At 70.9% G+C, this 15,349-nt stretch carries 15 protein-coding genes; 7 read left to right on the top strand and 8 right to left on the bottom strand.

Annotated elements, in window-relative coordinates; genetic code table 11:
* The first annotated feature begins 383 nt into the window (after positions 1-383).
* From OO70_RS47755 to OO70_RS47740, 4 genes are read left to right on the top strand one after another with little or no spacing between them, the layout of a single operon-like run.
* The gene (locus tag OO70_RS47755) at positions 384-3,299 is read left to right on the top strand and encodes a nitrate- and nitrite sensing domain-containing protein (protein WP_158711642.1); all 2,916 of its coding nucleotides are present in this window, start codon (positions 384-386) and stop codon (positions 3,297-3,299) included.
* The gene (locus OO70_RS47750; RefSeq protein ID WP_033281933.1) at positions 3,296-3,733 is read left to right on the top strand and encodes a roadblock/LC7 domain-containing protein; all 438 of its coding nucleotides are present in this window, start codon (positions 3,296-3,298) and stop codon (positions 3,731-3,733) included. The genes OO70_RS47755 and OO70_RS47750 overlap by 4 nt, the downstream gene beginning before the upstream one ends.
* Positions 3,730-4,104 (top strand): DUF742 domain-containing protein, encoded by a 375-nt coding sequence (locus tag OO70_RS47745; protein WP_043687052.1) that lies wholly within the window; start codon positions 3,730-3,732, stop codon positions 4,102-4,104. Before OO70_RS47750 ends, OO70_RS47745 begins: the two co-directional genes overlap by 4 nt.
* Complete coding sequence (locus OO70_RS47740) at positions 4,085-4,702, top strand: GTP-binding protein (protein ID WP_051742369.1); 618 nt, start codon at positions 4,085-4,087, stop codon at positions 4,700-4,702. The genes OO70_RS47745 and OO70_RS47740 overlap by 20 nt, the downstream gene beginning before the upstream one ends.
* A 34-nt stretch (positions 4,703-4,736) precedes the next feature.
* On the opposite strand, the gene OO70_RS47735 is transcribed toward OO70_RS47740, so the two are convergent.
* The 5 genes from OO70_RS47735 to OO70_RS47715 all read right to left on the bottom strand — a co-directional run bounded on the left by OO70_RS47735 (position 4,737) and on the right by OO70_RS47715 (position 8,909).
* Entirely contained in the window at positions 4,737-5,384 is a 648-nt protein-coding gene (locus OO70_RS47735; RefSeq protein WP_043687050.1) for a DUF4232 domain-containing protein, read from the bottom strand.
* A 116-nt stretch (positions 5,385-5,500) separates the two neighbouring features.
* Positions 5,501-6,379, bottom strand: a complete 879-nt coding sequence (locus OO70_RS47730) for an NAD(P)-dependent oxidoreductase (RefSeq protein ID WP_043687086.1) — start codon at positions 6,377-6,379, stop codon at positions 5,501-5,503.
* An 89-nt stretch (positions 6,380-6,468) separates the two neighbouring features.
* Positions 6,469-7,869, bottom strand: coding sequence for a DUF3616 domain-containing protein (locus OO70_RS47725; protein ID WP_043687047.1), 1,401 nt, complete (start codon positions 7,867-7,869; stop codon positions 6,469-6,471).
* A gap of 37 nt (positions 7,870-7,906) precedes the next feature.
* The gene (locus OO70_RS47720) at positions 7,907-8,299 is read right to left on the bottom strand and encodes a MazG-like family protein (protein WP_043687044.1); all 393 of its coding nucleotides are present in this window, start codon (positions 8,297-8,299) and stop codon (positions 7,907-7,909) included.
* Between the two features lie 64 nt (positions 8,300-8,363).
* Positions 8,364-8,909, bottom strand: coding sequence for a DoxX family protein (locus OO70_RS47715; protein WP_043687042.1), 546 nt, complete (start codon positions 8,907-8,909; stop codon positions 8,364-8,366).
* A gap of 145 nt (positions 8,910-9,054) precedes the next feature.
* On the opposite strand from OO70_RS47715, the gene OO70_RS47710 reads away from it, so the two are divergent.
* Together OO70_RS47710 and OO70_RS47705 are read left to right on the top strand one after the other, a co-directional pair.
* Positions 9,055-9,381, top strand: coding sequence for a nuclear transport factor 2-like protein (locus OO70_RS47710; protein WP_043687039.1), 327 nt, complete (start codon positions 9,055-9,057; stop codon positions 9,379-9,381).
* Positions 9,382-9,468: 87 nt separating this feature from the next.
* A complete protein-coding gene (locus OO70_RS47705) occupies positions 9,469-10,464 on the top strand; it encodes an aldo/keto reductase (protein ID WP_043687036.1) in 996 nt (331 codons plus the stop codon).
* Between the two features lie 35 nt (positions 10,465-10,499).
* Here OO70_RS47705 and OO70_RS47700 read toward each other — a convergent pair whose 3' ends face one another.
* Both OO70_RS47700 and OO70_RS47695 read right to left on the bottom strand, forming a co-directional pair.
* The gene (locus tag OO70_RS47700) at positions 10,500-11,270 is read right to left on the bottom strand and encodes an ABC transporter ATP-binding protein (RefSeq protein ID WP_043687033.1); all 771 of its coding nucleotides are present in this window, start codon (positions 11,268-11,270) and stop codon (positions 10,500-10,502) included.
* Positions 11,271-11,400: 130 nt separating this feature from the next.
* Entirely contained in the window at positions 11,401-12,885 is a 1,485-nt protein-coding gene (locus OO70_RS47695; RefSeq protein ID WP_043687030.1) for an ABC transporter permease, read from the bottom strand.
* Between the two features lie 275 nt (positions 12,886-13,160).
* Here OO70_RS47695 and OO70_RS47690 point away from each other — a divergent pair, with 275 nt between their 5' ends.
* Positions 13,161-14,339, top strand: a complete 1,179-nt coding sequence (locus tag OO70_RS47690; RefSeq protein WP_051742365.1) for a D-alanyl-D-alanine carboxypeptidase family protein — start codon at positions 13,161-13,163, stop codon at positions 14,337-14,339.
* A 230-nt stretch (positions 14,340-14,569) separates the two neighbouring features.
* Here the strand turns inward: OO70_RS47690 and OO70_RS47685 are convergent, their stop codons facing one another.
* Positions 14,570-15,328 (bottom strand): SDR family oxidoreductase, encoded by a 759-nt coding sequence (locus OO70_RS47685; RefSeq protein WP_043687025.1) that lies wholly within the window; start codon positions 15,326-15,328, stop codon positions 14,570-14,572.
* Between the last annotated feature and the right edge of the window lie 21 nt (positions 15,329-15,349).

Raw genomic sequence — 15,349 nt, 5'->3', positions numbered from 1 at the left:
CTCACCGTGGGTAGTCAGCCAAAACGTCTCCGTGGGTGGGGGGTTGGGGGTGAGGGGCATTGGATTGTCTACGCGCATAGTGCGTCGAGTGGCCTGAACCTCTGCGCCTGGCGCGTTTGTGGCGTCCCTTGACCAGGGTGGAACGGCTCGGTTTCATACCTAACCAACTGCGCGGGGGCTCGGGCGCCCGTTGTGCAATCCGCAGGGTGTCCTTGGCGTTCCTGGCGTGCTGCGCCGTCAACTCCCCAGTGTCTGCAGGCGTGTTGACGTGTCTGCGTGCCCGTGTCGACGCGTCGCGCCACCCCGGAAAGGAAATCGCCGGTGTCGCAGTTCCTCACCGCAGCTCCACTTCTCTGCCGTGCCGCGGGATGCCGGTGGGCGAGGTGAGCAGACATCGCGGCGCATCCGTGCAGGCGGGAGCGGGTGCCGGTCGGGGGCGCAGTATCCGTGCCTCGCTCATCACGCTCGCGGTGGTACCGGCGACGGCGATGGTGCTGCTGTGGGTCAGTGGCTCGTTCGCGCTGTTCGACCAGTGGCACAAGTCCAACACCGTCGGGCAGGCGGCGAAGACCACGTACGCCCTGCAGCCCGCGGTCGGCGAGTTCCAGAAGGAACGGCAGCTGACGGTCAGCCTGTTGGCCTCGCACGGCAGTTCTGCCGCCCTGGACGCGCAGCGGCGCCGGACGGACGCCCTGCTCGCCGGATTCCGCACGGCGGACGCCGCCTCCGCCGGGGTCGGAACGGCCCAGTACCAGGCCCAGTTGGCCACCGTACGGAAGCGGCTCACCGGGCTGACCACCGAACGGACCGCGGTCGACGACGGGAAGACCACCCGGCAGCAGGCCTACACCGTCTACTCCGACGCCGTCTCGTCGGCGCTGAACCTCTTCGGGATGCTCAGCACCGACAGCGGCGACGCGGCCACCGCGGCCGACGCCGGCCACGCCCTGGCGTTCCTGCGCGGGGCGGAGGCCCTGTCCCAGGAGGAGGCGATCCTCAACGGGGTCGCCGCGTCAGGGAAGTTGAGCGTCCAGGAGCGGTCCGCACTGGCGGCCGCCCAGGCGATCCGGGTCTCCGTGCTGTCCAACGAGGTGGAGCCCTACCTGCCCACGGAGTTGGGCGCGGAACTGGGCAAGGCCATGGGCGGTCGGGACTGGGCCGCCATGGCGGCCTTCGAGAAGACCGTCGGTGCGGCGTCCGCCGCGCACGACGGCACGATCAGCGTGCCCAAGATCGCGGCCGACCGTGCCGCCGCCCCGGGGCGGGTGTCCGGCGCTGTGCAGGCCGTGGAGGGTCAGTACCTGCTCAAGGTCACGAAGGACTCCGCGGACCGGACCCACCAGGTGCTCGTCAAGGCGCTGTTGGGCAGCGCCCTCGCGCTCGTCGCCGTACTCGCCGTGGCGATTCTGTCCTGGCGCATCACCCGGTCCCTCATCGGCCGGATGTCCGGGCTGCGCGCGGCCACGCTGGAGCTGGCCGAGGAACGGCTGCCCGAACTCATCACCCGGCTGCGCACCCAGGGCAAACGCGCCGAGATCGACGACCTGCCCGAACTCGACTACGGCACCGACGAGTTGGGCAAGGTCGCGGACGCCTTCAACAGCGCCCAGCGGACCGCGGTGAGCGTCGCGTTGGAGCAGGCCGCGCTGCGGGAGGGGGCGCGACTGGTCTTCCACAACATGTCGCGCCGTATCCAGCTGCTGGTGCACCGTCAGCTCACGGTGATCGACTCCATGGAACGCAAGGAGCAGGACCCGCAACTCCTCTCCGACCTCTACCGGGTCGACCACCTCGCCACCCGGATGCGGCGCAACGCGGAGAGCCTGACCGTGCTGTCCGGCGCGGCACCCCGGCGCCGCTGGAAGCACGCGGTGCCGCTCGCGGACCTGCTGCGCAGCGCGGTGTCCGAGATCGAGGGCTACACCCGGGTCGTGGTCGAACCCCTGCCTCCCATAGCGGTGTTGGGCCCCGCCGTCGGCGACACGATCCACCTCATGGCCGAACTCATCGAGAACGGCGTGACGTTCTCCCCTCCGCACACCGAAGTACGGGTACGCGCACTGCCGGTGGCGCAGGGATACGCCGTCGAGGTCGAGGACCGGGGGCTGGGCCTGACGGCCGACGAGTACGCGGCGGCGAACGAACTCCTGCACCACCCCAAGGACTTCAGCTTCACCACCCTCGGCGAGGACCCCCGCCTCGGCCTCTTCACCGTCGGCCACCTCGCCCAACGCCACGGCGTCACCGCCAGCCTCCAGGCCTCGTCCTACGGCGGCTCGCTGGCCGTCGTCGTCCTCCCGCACGCCCTCACCGAGCAGGCCGCCGACGCCGCACCGCCGCCGCTGGACGCCCGCGCGGAACGCCATCTGGCCTCGGTCACCGGCTCGGCCACCGGCCCGGTCAACGCTCCGCCACGCGGCGGGGCGACGGTAGGCGGGATGCCGATGCGCACCCGCACCACACCGGCACGACACCCCCAGGCGGCACCCGCCCAGGCGTCCCCGGAAGCCTCGACGGCGCCCACTGTCCCCGGCACCGATGCCGGTTCCGATCCCGGCGCCGCGCGCTCCCGCGAGACCACGCGCTCCGCGGGCTTCCGTGACGAGCCCGTGCCGTTCGCGAGCTTCCGTGACGAGGCAGCGCCTTCCACGGGTTTCCGTGACGGGACCGCGCCGTTCGCGGGCCACCGTGACGGGGCTGTGCCCTCCGCGGGCCGCGGTGACGACACCACGTCCTCCGCCGGCCTCCGCGACGGGGCCGGGCCCTCGGCGGGCCTCCGCAACGAGGCCGCACCTTCCGCGGGTCTCCGTGACGGGGCGGCGCCCTCCGCAGGGCTCCGTGGCGAGACCGCGCTCTCGGCAGGCCAACGGGACTGGGCCGCGCCCTCAGTCGGGTCCCGCGACGGGGCCGTAGTGCCCGCGAACTCCCGTCCCAGGGCCGAGTCCTGGACGGGCTTCCGGAGCGCGGCCGTGCCGTCCGCAGGACCCCGGGCCGGTGGCTCGGGTCGGCTTCCGCGTCGGGTGCGGCAGGCCAATCTCGCGCCGCAGCTGCGGGAGCGGCAGGAGGGACCGGACGGTGACCACGGCCCGGCGCGGGACGAACGGCGGCCGGAGCAGGCGCGTTCGATGCTCGCCGCGCTCCGGGACGGCACCCGCCGCGCCCGCGCCCAGGAGGACGTACCCATGCCCGCCTGGCCCTCGGCCCCGCGCGACGAAGCCCCCGCATCCGCCCGCCCCACGGCCCCACCCGAGCGGCGTCAGTTGCCCACCCGTCCCCGTCCGACAAGGAACACCCCATGACTGCGCCCAACACCACGCACGGCGGACTGGCCTGGCTGCTGGACAACCTGATCGAGCGGATCCCCGAGACCCTGCACGCCATCGTCCTGTCGGAGGACGGGCTACTCGTCGGCTCCTCCGAACGGCTCGCCCAGGAGGACGCCGAGCAACTGGCCGCCATTTCCTCGGGTGTTCACTCGCTCGCGCTGGGCACCAGCCGCCACTTCGGCGGAGGCCGGGTGCAGCAGACCGTCATCGAGATGGACGATCTCTTCCTCTTCGTCACCACCGCCGGCGGCGGCGCCCGGCTCGCCGTGCTCGCCACCTCCCAGGTGGACGTGGGCAACGTCGGCTACGAGATGACCATGGTCGTACGGCAGGTGGGGCAGTTCCTCAGCGCGGCCCCCCGGTTCCCGGAGTACAGCGGTGCGCCCTTCGCGGGTGAGCATGAATGAGACATTGGTCCGAGGAAGATCCCTGGGCGGACGAAGACCCCGCGCTGCTCGTCCGCCCGTACACGGTGACCGGCGGCCGGACCCCGACCGCCCACTCCGGCATCGAACTGATCACCCTGATCAGCACCGTCCGGCCACCGACCCGCGAACAGCGGCTGCAGCCCGAACAGAACCGGCTGCTCGCGCTGTGCCGCACGCCGACCGCGCTGGTCGAGGTCGCCGCCCGGCTCGACCTGCCCGTCGCGGTCATACGGGTGCTCCTCGATGACCTCCTGGACAACGAACTCGTCTCCGTCTCCCCGCCCACCGCGGCCGGTATCCCCGACGCCCGTTTCCTCCAGGCAGTGATCGATGGCATACGCAGAATCTGACCGCCGCGCCACCACGGTGGCGCCCAACGCCGCGACGGCCAAGATCCTCGTCGCGGGCGGCTTCGGCGTCGGCAAGACCACCCTCGTCGGCGCGATCAGCGAGACGACGCCGCTGCGCACCGAGGAACTCATCACCGAGGCCAGCGTCGGCGTCGACAACCTCACCGGGGTGGAGCAGAAGACCACGACGACGGTCGCCATGGACTTCGGCCGGATCACGCTCAGTTCGGCCCTCGTGGTCTATCTCTTCGGGGCCCCCGGACAGGACCGGTTCTGGTTCATGTGGGACGACCTGTCGCGCGGCGCGCTCGGCGCGGTCGTCCTCGCCGACACCCGGCGGCTGGAGAGCTGCTTCCCGTCCGTCGACTTCTTCGAGCACCGCGGCATCCCCTTCGCCGTGGGCGTCAACTGCTTCAACGGCATCTGCGAGGAGGACCCCGAGGAGATCCGCACCGCCCTCGACCTCGCCCCCGACATCCCGCTCGTGCTGTGCGACGCCCGCGACCGGGAGTCGGTCAAGACGGTGCTGCTCGCCCTGCTGGAGCATGTGATGCGGGGGCTGGCGGCGGAGACGTCGGGAGACCGGCAGCCCGTGTAGCCGAACAGGCCGTACAGAACGGATGGCCCTACGGTCAGGAGGGCTTCGTTGCCATTACGGCCGTCGCCGTCAGCGTGCCGTCGCACTCCGCGAACTCCCCGTCGTCCAGGGCGACTTGGTGTGCCCCCGAGCCCGGCAGGCCGATCACCATCGTCGGGTAGATCACCGGCGCCTCTCCGGACTTGCAATAGCCGTCCCCCTCACCCTGCACCTGCACGAAGGTCAGCTTCAGCCAGGCCTGACCACCGGGGGCGAGCTTCACCGGGGAGGCGGAACCGGTGGGGGTCACCTTCAGGGGCACGTTGAGTTCCGGGGAACCGTTCGCGGCGCCGGCCACGGTGGGGTGGCCCTGAAGGACGCACGACTTGCCGCCGGCGTTGGTGAACTGCACGATCGCCGCACCGGTTCCGGTGCCCTGCGGCCGGTCGGCGGCCTGGTAGGCGGACGCCTTCAGGGAGTCCGGCGCACACGTCTTCACCGCCGTGCCGGTGGACCCGGTGGAGCCAGTTGTCCCCGTGGACCCGGAGGAAACAGGGGAGTTGGGGGAGTTGGTCGCGGTCGGCGCCTGCGAGGACACGTCGGACCCGCTCTCCGCGTCGCCCGGCTGACACCCCGTCATCACCAACGCCGCCGCCACCGCGGCCACCGCCAACGCGCCCCTACGGATGCTGTTCTTCTGCATGACGTCCCCCGAACTCGCTGTGTTACGGACCGGCTCTCGCCGGCACTCGCGGAGAGAGACAGGTCCGTCGCACTCAGGGTTTCGCCCACGTACTAGCTGTGACGCAATGGTGACGCTCAGTCGAAGCTCGCGAAGTACGCCGCCGCCATGTCCTCGTCCCCGTGCCCCTGCGCCGCCGCCCGCGCGAACCGTTCCGCGCCCGCCGCCGCGACGTCGAGGCGGACGCCGTGGCTCGCGCCGGCCTGGACGATCAGGCGGGCGTCCTTCTCGGCGGTCGTGACCGCGAAACTCGCCGGAGTCAGCTGGTCGTTCAGGATCGCGGCCGACTTGGCGTGCAGGTAGCCCATGTCGAGAGGGCCGCCGGCGATGAGACCGAGGAAGCTCTGGGGGTCGACGTCCAGGGCCTTGGACAGGGCCAGTGCCTCGCCCGCCGCGTTCGTCACGGCCAGGACCCAGCTGTTGGCCACCAGCTTCAGCCGGGTCGCCGTGGCCGCCGCGCCGTCCTCGCCGACCCACATCGTGCGGGCGCCGACCGCGTCGAAGACGGGGGTGACCGTCTCGCGGCCGGACTCCGGGCCCGCGGCGAGGACCGTCAGTTGACCGGCCTCGGCGGGCTGGCGGGTGCCGAGCACGGGGGCGTCGTAGAAGACGAGGTCGTGCCGGTTCGCGAACTCGGCCAGTTCGCCGACCGATTCGAGGCTCGACGTCGTCGACTGGATCCACGCGGCGCCGGGGCGCAGGGCGGGGGCGGCCTCGCGCATCACGTCCAGGACGGCGTCACCGTCGTAGAGCATCGTGAGGATGACGTCCGCCTCGCGTACCGCGTCCGCCACCGTGCCGGTGACATGCGCGCCGTCGGCGGACAGGGGGTCGGCCTTGGCGCGGGTGCGGTTCCAGACGTGGACGGTGTGTCCGGCGCGGGCGAGGTTGCGGGCCATCGCGGCGCCCATGATGCCGGTGCCCAGGACGCCTACGGTGAGCTTTTCGGTGGTCATGACTCGGCTTTCGTCCTCGACGGTGTTGTCGAGGACCAGGGTGCCAGGGTGGCGCGCGCCCGGCGCCTTCGCAGGGCGCGCGTCGCCCGTCAGCCGGTGACCGTGAACCAGGTCGAGCGGGACTTCTGCCACTCCGGGTGCGTGAGGTCCTTCGCCTCGGTGCCGTCGCCGTACAGGTCGGCCGCGCCGTCGTCGGTGATCAGCTGGGCGCGGGCGCCCGCAGCCGTCAGGTCCGGTACGTCCACGACCGCCTCCCAGGCGCCAGGGTCCGTGGTCGGCAGGTCGCGCAGCTTGACCGGCTGGTCGGCCGCGTTGCCGGTCCAGGAGTAGAGGGCGTACGGGTCGGAGTTGTCGTCGGCGGCCCACGAACCGGCGACGATCAGATACTGGTTCGCCGCGTTCTTGCGGATGTCGCGCACCGAGAGCCCGCCGAGGTCCAGCTCGATCGGCGTGCCGAAGGTCGCGGCGGTGCCGTTCGCGACCACCTTGTCGATGTTGGTCACCGGCACGAGCAGCGCCTTGCCGCCCGCGACCGCAGGGGCGAGCGGGGCGCGGAAACCGAGGTACGCCGTGCTCGTCGAGCCCGGCGCGAACTCCAGGCCCTCCACGTTGAACCCGTTGATCTCCTTGGGCACTTGACCGTCCGCGGTGCCCGTCGCGAAGCCGTACCGGTTCCCGTTCGCCTTGTCCCACGCCACCAGGTTGTCGCGCAGCTTGCCGTACGAACCGCCGTAGGAGAGCGCCGTGTTCGCGCCGGTGCCGGTCACCTTCGTGGTGAAGACCGTGTTGCGGGCCGCCTTGTACTCGCCGTCCTTGTTGTTGCCGAGCGAACCGGTCCAGTAGATCGTGTCGCCGACGCGGGCCGCGCCCTCGATGTCGATCTCCTTGGAGACGTCGATGTCGTCGCTGAAGTCCCAGGTCTTGACGGGGGCGCCGGAGGTCGAACGGTCGTACAGGCGAAGGACGTTGGACTCGTCATCCGCTACGACGACGTAGCCGCCGCCCACGTCGACGGCGGCGGAGGCGTCGCTGGAGCCGGTGAAGTAGCGGGTGTCGGTGGGCTGTTGGACGGAGGTCGAGGCCGCGTAGTGCAGGGTCTTGGTGGCCGTCTTGCCGCCGAGGCCCGTGACCTTCACCGTCAGGTCCGTGTAGCCCTGCGCGGCGGCTGTGACCGCGAGTTGACGGGTGGCGCCGGTGCCGGTGACGGCCACCGCGCTCGTCGGCGCCACGGACGTCTTGCTGCTCTTGCTGGCCGCGACCGTCAACGCACTGGCATCCGCGCCGCTCTGAGCGACCGTCACCTGCACGGTCGGGTCACCGACCGCGCCCACCGCGCCCGAAAGGTACGTGGCCGACAGGGAGATGGTCGGGGTGCCGTAACTCGCGGCGTGCGCCTGGGTGTTGAGGCCCAGTCCGAGGGCGGCGAGGGCGAGGCAGGTGCCCCCCACGGCGACCGTCCTGCGCCCACTGGTGAAAACGTAGTCCTGCACTGGGACCCCTTCGTCGGCTCGGTGTCGACGAGAAGGTTCAGCGGATCTCACCAACTCCGCGGGGTGTGGGCAGGTCCTGGGGGTGAACAACTGCGGACGGGCCGAGGGAGCGTTCCATGACCCGGGCCAGGTGGCGGGTGAAGACCTCCCGCGTGTCCGGGGTCAGCGTGCGGAGCGCCACCAGCGCGGTGATGACGACATCGCACAGTTCCGCCTGGACGTCGTCCCAGGTGTGGGTGACGCCCTTTCGCGGGTTCTGGCCGGTCGCCCCGATCACCGCCTGGGCGACCTCGCCGACCTCCTCGGACAGCTTCAGGATCCGCAGCAGCACGCCCTCCCGGCCGTCGAGGGGCCGGTTGTCGTCCACCCAGGTCCACAGGTCCTCGACACCGGCCCAGAGGTCGGCGGGCCGGTCGTTCTGATCACTCATGCGCCCAGCCTGCCATCACCGAGCCACTCGGCCGGCCTACTCGTCCGACCCCACCCCGTCCGCCCTACTCGTCGAACAGCGTCTCCTGCCCGAACTCCGCCGCCTCCCGCACCCGCCTGTTCCGCAGGCCGATCACCACCGCCGTCGCCGCCCCGGTCACCGCGAGCGCCGCCGGGACCATCCAGCCCCGGTTCACCGCGTGGCCGAGCGCGTGGTCCAGGGAGAGGCGGCCAGGGCCCGTGATCGCGAGGCCGGCCGCGGTCAGGGCGAGGGAGGCCGCGTACTCGTAGCCGCCGCCCGCCGCGAAGAAGCCGTTGGGCGCGTGGACGGCGGTGGCTCCCGCCATCGCGCCGGCCGCCGCCGCACCCGCCGCCGGGGTCGCGAGGCCCAGCGCGAGGAGCGCGCCGCCGCCGGCCTCCGCGAGGCCCGCCATCGTGGCGCTCTGCCTGCCGGGGGAGTAGCCCATCGCCTCCATGGCCGCACCGGTGCCCTCGATGCCACCCCCACCGAACCAGCCGAACAGCTTCTGCGAGCCGTGCGCGGCCAGCACCCCGCCGGTACCCAGCCGGAGCAGCAGCAGGCCCAGATCGCTTCGGTCGTAACAGGTCACGGCGACTCCCTGGACAGACGGCGGGGACGTCCCCCTACGGTGTCCCCCCGACGTCCCTCCACCGTCGCACCCCGGGCGTCACGCGGGCGGGTTCGCGCGGCCGTTCGGGTGGCGGGCCCCCGCGAACGGTGTGAGTCTGACCGGCATGACGATTCAGACAGCCAAACTCAGCGATCCGGCGGTCCGGGCCTTCGTCAGCGCCGTCAACGCCCATGACCGCGACGCCTTCCTGGCGCTGCTCGCACCGGGCGCGACGATGGCGGACGACGGCTCCGACCGTGACCTCGCCGAGTGGATCGACCGGGAGATCTTCTCCTCGCACGGCCACATGGAGGTCGACCGGGAGTCCAACGGCGGCCGGGCCCTCGTCGCCCGCTACTCCAACGACGCGTGGGGCGAGATGCGCACCCGGTGGAGCTTCACGGTCGGCGACGACGGCAGGATCGCCCGCTTCGAGACGGGCCAGGCCTGATCGACGCGAAGGCCGTGCGTAAAAGGCCGTGCCCCGACGCAAAAACCCTTGCCTTCGTGTGCGCTCCAACTCCTAGTGTCCACAGGCATGGAGACCAAGTCGAACATCAGGACCCTCGGACGCAGCGGTATCGACGTGAGCGCTCTCGGCTTCGGCTGCTGGGCGATCGGCGGTGAGTGGCAGGACACGGACGGGCAGCCGCTCGGCTGGGGCAAGGTCGACGACGAGGAGTCCGTACGGGCGGTTCGGCGCGCCCTCGACCTGGGTGTCACGTTCTTCGACACCGCCGACACCTACGGCGCGGGGCACAGCGAACGCGTCCTCGGCCGCGCGCTGGGCAAGCGCCGGGACGACGTGGTCCTCGCCACCAAGTGGGGCAACGTCTTCGACGAGGACACCCGCACCCTCACCGGCAGCGACGACTCCCCGGAGTACGCCCGCCGCGCGCTCACCGCGTCGCTGAAGCGCCTCGACACCGACCACGTCGACCTGTACCAACTGCACCTGTCCGACGCCGACTTGGAGCGCGCCGCCCAACTCCGTGAGCAGTGCGAGGAGTTCGTACGGGAGGGGCTGATCCGCGCCTACGCCTGGAGCACCGACGACCCCGCTCGTGCCGCCGTCTTCGCCGAGGGGGAGCACTGCGCGGCCGTACAGCACGCGGCGAACGTGTTCCAGGACGCGCCCGAAATGTTCGCGCTGTGCGAGGAGTTGGACCTCGCGAGCATCAACCGCAGCCCCCTCGCGATGGGTCTGCTCACCGGAAAGCAGGCGGCGGGGCGGACGTTGGAGGCCGGCGACATCCGCAACACGCCCCCGGCCTGGATGCAGGGTTTCAAGCAGGGCGCCGGAGCGGACGAGGACTGGGTCACCCGCGTGGACGCCCTCCGAGACATCCTCACCTCCGACGGCCGCACCCCGGCCCAGGGCGCCCTCGCCTGGCTCTGGGCCCGCAGCCCCCGCACCATCCCGATCCCGGGCTTCCGCTCGGTCGCCCAGGCGGAGCAGAACGCGGGCGCGATCGCGAAGGGACCGCTCACCGCAGAGCAGTTGGCCGAGGTCGACCACGTGCTCGGGCGGTGAACGGCCCCGACAGGACCGGACCGACGGCGTAGGGGCTAGTAACCCTGGTTGCCGTACTGCGCGTACTGCTGCTGCCCGCCGTAGGACTGGTCCCCGTGCCCCTGCTGAGGGGCGAACTGGCGCTGGCCGCCGCCCTGTTCGGTGAGGGTGATCTGGCCGGCCTTGATGGTGGCCAGTCGCGGGGCGCGGCGGGCGATGGACGAGTCGTGGGTGACCATGATGAAGGTCAGTCCGTACTCGTGCCACAAGCCCTCCAGCAGGCCCATGATGTCGTCGCGGGTGCCTTCGTCGAGGTTGCCGGTGGGCTCGTCGGCGAGGAGCACCTTCGGCTTCTTCACCAGCGCGCGGGCGATCGCCACGCGCTGCTGCTGACCGCCGGAGAGTTCGGACGGGGCGTGCTTGAGACGGTCGCCGAGACCGACCGAGGTGAGTGCCTCGGCGGCGCGCTCGCGCCGCTCCGCCGGCTTGACGCCGAGGGGGACCAGGGCCGTCTCGACGTTCTCCTGCGCGGTGAGCGTCGGGATGAGGTTGAAGGACTGGAAGATGATGCCGATCTTCTCGGCCCGCAGCCGGGTCAGCTTCGCCTCGCTGATCGTGGCGAGGTTGACGTCGTCCAGCTCGACGCTGCCCTCGGAGGGGCGGTCCAGGCCGCCGATCATCTGCAGCAGCGTCGACTTGCCGCCGCCGGTGGGGCCCTGGATGACGAGCTGGTCGCCGTCCGCGATCGTGAGGTCGACGCCGCGCAGCGCCTCGACCGTCTCCTTGCCCCGCGTGTAGCGCTTGGTGACGCCGGTGAGCTTGTACATGGGATCTCCGTCGTGAAGAACGTCTGTGAAGAAGAGGGTCGGGGCGCCGCCGCCCGGGGGGATCGGTGGCGGCGCCCCGGATCAGGGGGTGCGGTCCACGGCAGCGGCGGTCCGAGCCACCGCGGCCGGTCTACGACACGCTGCGCAGGGCGTCCGCCGGGCGCATCCGGGAGGCACGCCAGCCGCCCATCGCGCCGGCGATCAGACCGCCGGTGACGGCCAGGCCCACCGCGAGGGCGATGGTGGTCAGCGAGACCGGCGCGTTGAGGGCGATCTCCAGGGTGTTGGAGCTGGCCTGCTGGCCGGGGCCGCCCTGGCCGCCGCCGGGACCGCCGCCCATGCCGCCACCGCCGCCGGAGGTGGAGCCGAGCTGCGCGGTCAGCTTGGGGCTGATCGCGGTGACCGCGTAGGCCGCCGCGAGACCGAGGGCGATACCGAGACCGCCGCCGATCAGACCGTTGACCATGGACTCGCCGACGACCTGCCGGGTCACCTTGCGGCTCGGCCAGCCGAGCGCCTTCAGGGTGCCGAACTCACGCACCCGGCGGGACACCGCCGAGGAGGTGAGCAGCGCGGCCACGAGGAACGCGGCGATGAGGACCGCGATGGACAGCCACTTGCCGACGCTGGTCGCCAGGTTGGAGGCGGTGGACAGCGAACCGGACACGGTGGACGCGAGGTCGGCGGAGGTGGTGACCGTCGTACCCGAGATGTTCTTCTGGATCGTCGTCTTGACGGCCGAGATCTGCTTGGAGTCGGTCGCCTTGACGTAGATCGTGGTGACCTTGTTCTTCGAGTCGCCCAGCGTCTGCGCCTGCTTCAGCGGCAGGTACACGTCGATCGTGGACTCGCTGCTGTTGGGCGTCGCGATGCCGATGACCGTGAACTTGGTGCCGGAGATCGAGAAGGTCGAACCGACCTTGTACTTCTTCGACTTGGCGTACGACTTGCTGACGACGGCGACCTTCGCGTTGGTCTGCGCGGTCGTGAACGTCTTGCCGGTGGTGATCTTCGACGTGGACAGCGGGCCGAGCGTCTGGTTGGTGACGTCGATACCGGCGACCGAGTACGAGTTCACGTTGAAGTTGGCGCCGCCGCCCTGGACCTGCGGCGCACCGGTGCTGCTGGTGCCGCCACCGCCGCCGGGGCCGCCCTGCTGCGAGGAACCGGAGGAGCCGGACGCGGTGGAGGACTTCGCCTTGCCCTGGGTGAAGGAGCCGTCGACCTTGGTGACGTTCAGCGTGAGCGCGCCGACCGCGGCGGACACGCCCTTCTGCGAGCCGACCTTGGTGACCAGGGAAGACGCGAGGACCTGACCGCCCTGCGTGTTCACCCGGTCCGAGCTCTGCGAGCTGCTGCTGGAGGAGGTGGCGCCGAACTTGAAGCTGGGACCCTGCGAGCTGCCGGCCTTGGGAGCCGATTGCGCCTTGGTCACGGTCATGTCAGTTCCGAGACCGTAAAGAGACTTGAGGACCTTGTCCTGAGCCTGATTCATGCCGGCCGACACCGAGTTCACGGTGATGACCAGCGCGATACCGAGCGCCAGACCCATGGCGATGACCAGGGCCGCCTTCTTGCGCCGGCTCAGCTCGCGCTTGAGATAGATGCCAAACATCCCGTTCCCCAAAGGTTCTTGGCGCCCGCTGTGGGCGCGGCCACAAGCTATGGAGGAACCTTTGAGTCGACCTGAGTAAAGGATGTGCCTGACCTGAGAAAAAGAGGCCCGAAATCAGAATTGTGTCAGACAGCTCATTCCTAAGCTGTGGAGGGCCTCCTGCCAGGAAACCCCTGTTCAATGGCCTGCTGACATGGGTTCCCGCGCCTTCGCTCCGGCTTCTTTTCGCCACCCCCGCCGTGCACGGGCCCGCCCCGATTTTGTACGGTCCCGGGATGCGCGATTCCTCTCGGCTCACCCGGCGTGCCGCTCTCGGCCTGACCGCCGCCGCCCTTCCCGTGGCGGCGGCCACTCCCGCGTCGGCGGCGACGGCGATAGGCGGTGAGCGTCTGGCCCGCGACGGGATCCAGGCGGGCAGTGCCACCGGTCTGCCCAAGAAGCTCACGGCCCGCTCCTGGATCGTCGCCGACCACGAGACCGGCGAGGTGCTCGCCTCGTACCGCGCGCATCAGCGGCTCGCGCCCGCGTCCACGCTGAAGATGCTGTTCGCCGACACCGTGCTGGGGAAGTTCGAGCTGACCCGGACCCACCGGGCGACCGACGCCGACCTGGCCGACGTCCCCTCCGGCTCCAGCATGGTCGGCGTCAAGCCCGGAATCCTGTACACCGTCCACCAGTTGTGGCAGGGCGTCTTCCTGCGCTCCGGCAACGACGCCGTGCACGTGCTGGCCCACATGAACGGCGGGATCGCGAAGACGGTCGCCGAGATGCAGGCCAAGGCGAAGGATCTCCAGGCCCTGGACACGCATGTGGTGAGCCCGGACGGCTTCGACCACCCCGGGCAGCTCTCGTCGGCGTACGACCTCACCCTCTTCGCCCGGCACGGGCTGCACGACGACGACTTCAGCGCCTACTGCTCGACCAGGACCGCGAACTTCCCGGCCGGCGGCAAGAAGACCTTCCAGATCCAGAACACCGACCGCCTGCTCACGGGCGCCTACGGCCTGGGCACGTACAAGGGCATCATCGGCGTGAAGAACGGCTACACCAGCCACGCCGGCAACACCTTCACCGGCGCCGCCACCCGCGACGGCCGCACCCTCCTGGTCACCGTGATGCACCCCGCGAACGGCGGCAACGAGGTCTACAAGGAGACCGCCGCACTTCTCGACTGGGGCTTCGGAAAAGGGAGTTCGGCGCCCGCCGTCGGCAAGCTGGTCGATCCGCTGAGCGAGGGCGGCGCGACCGCGAGCCCCACACCGTCGGGGAAGGGCGTCAAGGGCGCTCCGGGGGCCACCGGGGCGGCCGCCTCCTCATCGGACGGGCCCTCGCCCTGGCGGCTGCTGGAAGGCGCGGCGGGGACGGTCGCGGTGCTCGCGGGCGGCGCGTTCGCGCTGCGCAGGCGACGGGCGGCCGTAGCGGCGGCCAAGTCCGAAGAGAATCAGGGGAGTTGAACTGTGCGACAGTCGTTCCACTGCCCGGTGTGACACCTCGCGGTCCCACGCGAGGCCCACCCCCACCCGGGCAGTGGAACGACTGTCGCCTCCCCCCTCGGGTGTGGTCTGCGGAAGCTCAGTGCTCCAACTGTGAAGCTTTGGTGGAGAAGAGTTGAGCATAAGTCAGTAACCGGGCGCAATGGTGTGGACGGTCAAATTCCGCTTGTGCAAATCGAGTCGGCCCCGGCTCAGCCACGCCCCACGTACGGCATCGCGGTCGCCAGTACCGTCGCGAACTGCACGTTCGCCTCCAACGGCAGCTCCGCCATGTGCCGTACGGTGCGCGCCACATCGGCGACATCCATCACCGGTTCCGGGGCTACCACCCCGTTGGCCTGCAACGCCCCGGTCTCCATCCGCCGCGTCATGTCCGTCGCCGCGTTCCCGATGTCGATCTGCCCCACCGCGATCGAGTACGGCCGCCCGTCCAGCGAAAGCGACTTCGTCAGCCCCGTCAGCGCGTGCTTGGTGGCGGTGTAGGCCACGGAGTGCGGCCGAGGCGTATGAGCGGAGATCGACCCGTTGTTGATGATCCGCCCGCCCTGCGGCACCTGCTCCTTCATCCGCCGGTACGCCGCCTGCGCGCACAGGAACGCCCCGTTGAGGTTGGTGTCCACCACATGCCGCCACGCGTCGTACGGCAGCTCCTCCACCGGCACCCCACCGGGCCCGAAGGTCCCCGCGTTGTTGAACAGCAGATCCACCCGCCCGAACCGCGCCACGGTCGCCGCGAACAGCGCGCTCACGTCCTCCGGCCGCGCCACATCCGTCGCTACGACCAGGGAGGCGCCCTCGGGCACCAGCGCGGCCGTCTCCTCCAGCGTCCCGGTGCGGCGGCCGGCCAGCGCCACCGACCAGCCCGCGCGCAGGAGTTCCACGGCGACCGCGCGGCCGATCCCGGAGCCCGCGCCGGTCACTACAGCGATCCTTGGTTGCTCAGCGTTCATGGACCGCAGCCTACGAGTCGT

It is taken from the genome of Streptomyces xylophagus (assembly GCF_000716435.1).
In the GTDB taxonomy this organism is placed as follows: Bacteria; Actinomycetota; Actinomycetes; order Streptomycetales; family Streptomycetaceae; genus Streptomyces; species Streptomyces xylophagus.
Note: the sequence above shows the minus strand (reverse complement) of the source record. Positions and strands in the feature narration are given on the sequence as shown.

Bases quoted from the DNA above. Each gene is read 5' to 3' on its own strand.
- OO70_RS47690 (WP_051742365.1), top strand. From the start codon at position 13,161: ATGCGCGATTCCTCTCGGCTCACCCGGCGTGCCGCTCTCGGCCTGACC.
- OO70_RS47700 (WP_043687033.1), bottom strand. From the start codon at position 11,270: ATGTACAAGCTCACCGGCGTCACCAAGCGCTACACGCGGGGCAAGGAG.
- OO70_RS47730 (WP_043687086.1), bottom strand. From the start codon at position 6,379: ATGACCACCGAAAAGCTCACCGTAGGCGTCCTGGGCACCGGCATCATG.
- OO70_RS47705 (WP_043687036.1), top strand. From the start codon at position 9,469: ATGGAGACCAAGTCGAACATCAGGACCCTCGGACGCAGCGGTATCGAC.
- OO70_RS47740 (WP_051742369.1), top strand. From the start codon at position 4,085: ATGGCATACGCAGAATCTGACCGCCGCGCCACCACGGTGGCGCCCAAC.
- OO70_RS47685 (WP_043687025.1), bottom strand. From the start codon at position 15,328: ATGAACGCTGAGCAACCAAGGATCGCTGTAGTGACCGGCGCGGGCTCC.
- OO70_RS47710 (WP_043687039.1), top strand. From the start codon at position 9,055: ATGACGATTCAGACAGCCAAACTCAGCGATCCGGCGGTCCGGGCCTTC.
- OO70_RS47695 (WP_043687030.1), bottom strand. From the start codon at position 12,885: ATGTTTGGCATCTATCTCAAGCGCGAGCTGAGCCGGCGCAAGAAGGCG.
- OO70_RS47735 (WP_043687050.1), bottom strand. From the start codon at position 5,384: ATGCAGAAGAACAGCATCCGTAGGGGCGCGTTGGCGGTGGCCGCGGTG.
- OO70_RS47750 (WP_033281933.1), top strand. From the start codon at position 3,296: ATGACTGCGCCCAACACCACGCACGGCGGACTGGCCTGGCTGCTGGAC.
- OO70_RS47720 (WP_043687044.1), bottom strand. From the start codon at position 8,299: ATGAGTGATCAGAACGACCGGCCCGCCGACCTCTGGGCCGGTGTCGAG.
- OO70_RS47745 (WP_043687052.1), top strand. From the start codon at position 3,730: ATGAGACATTGGTCCGAGGAAGATCCCTGGGCGGACGAAGACCCCGCG.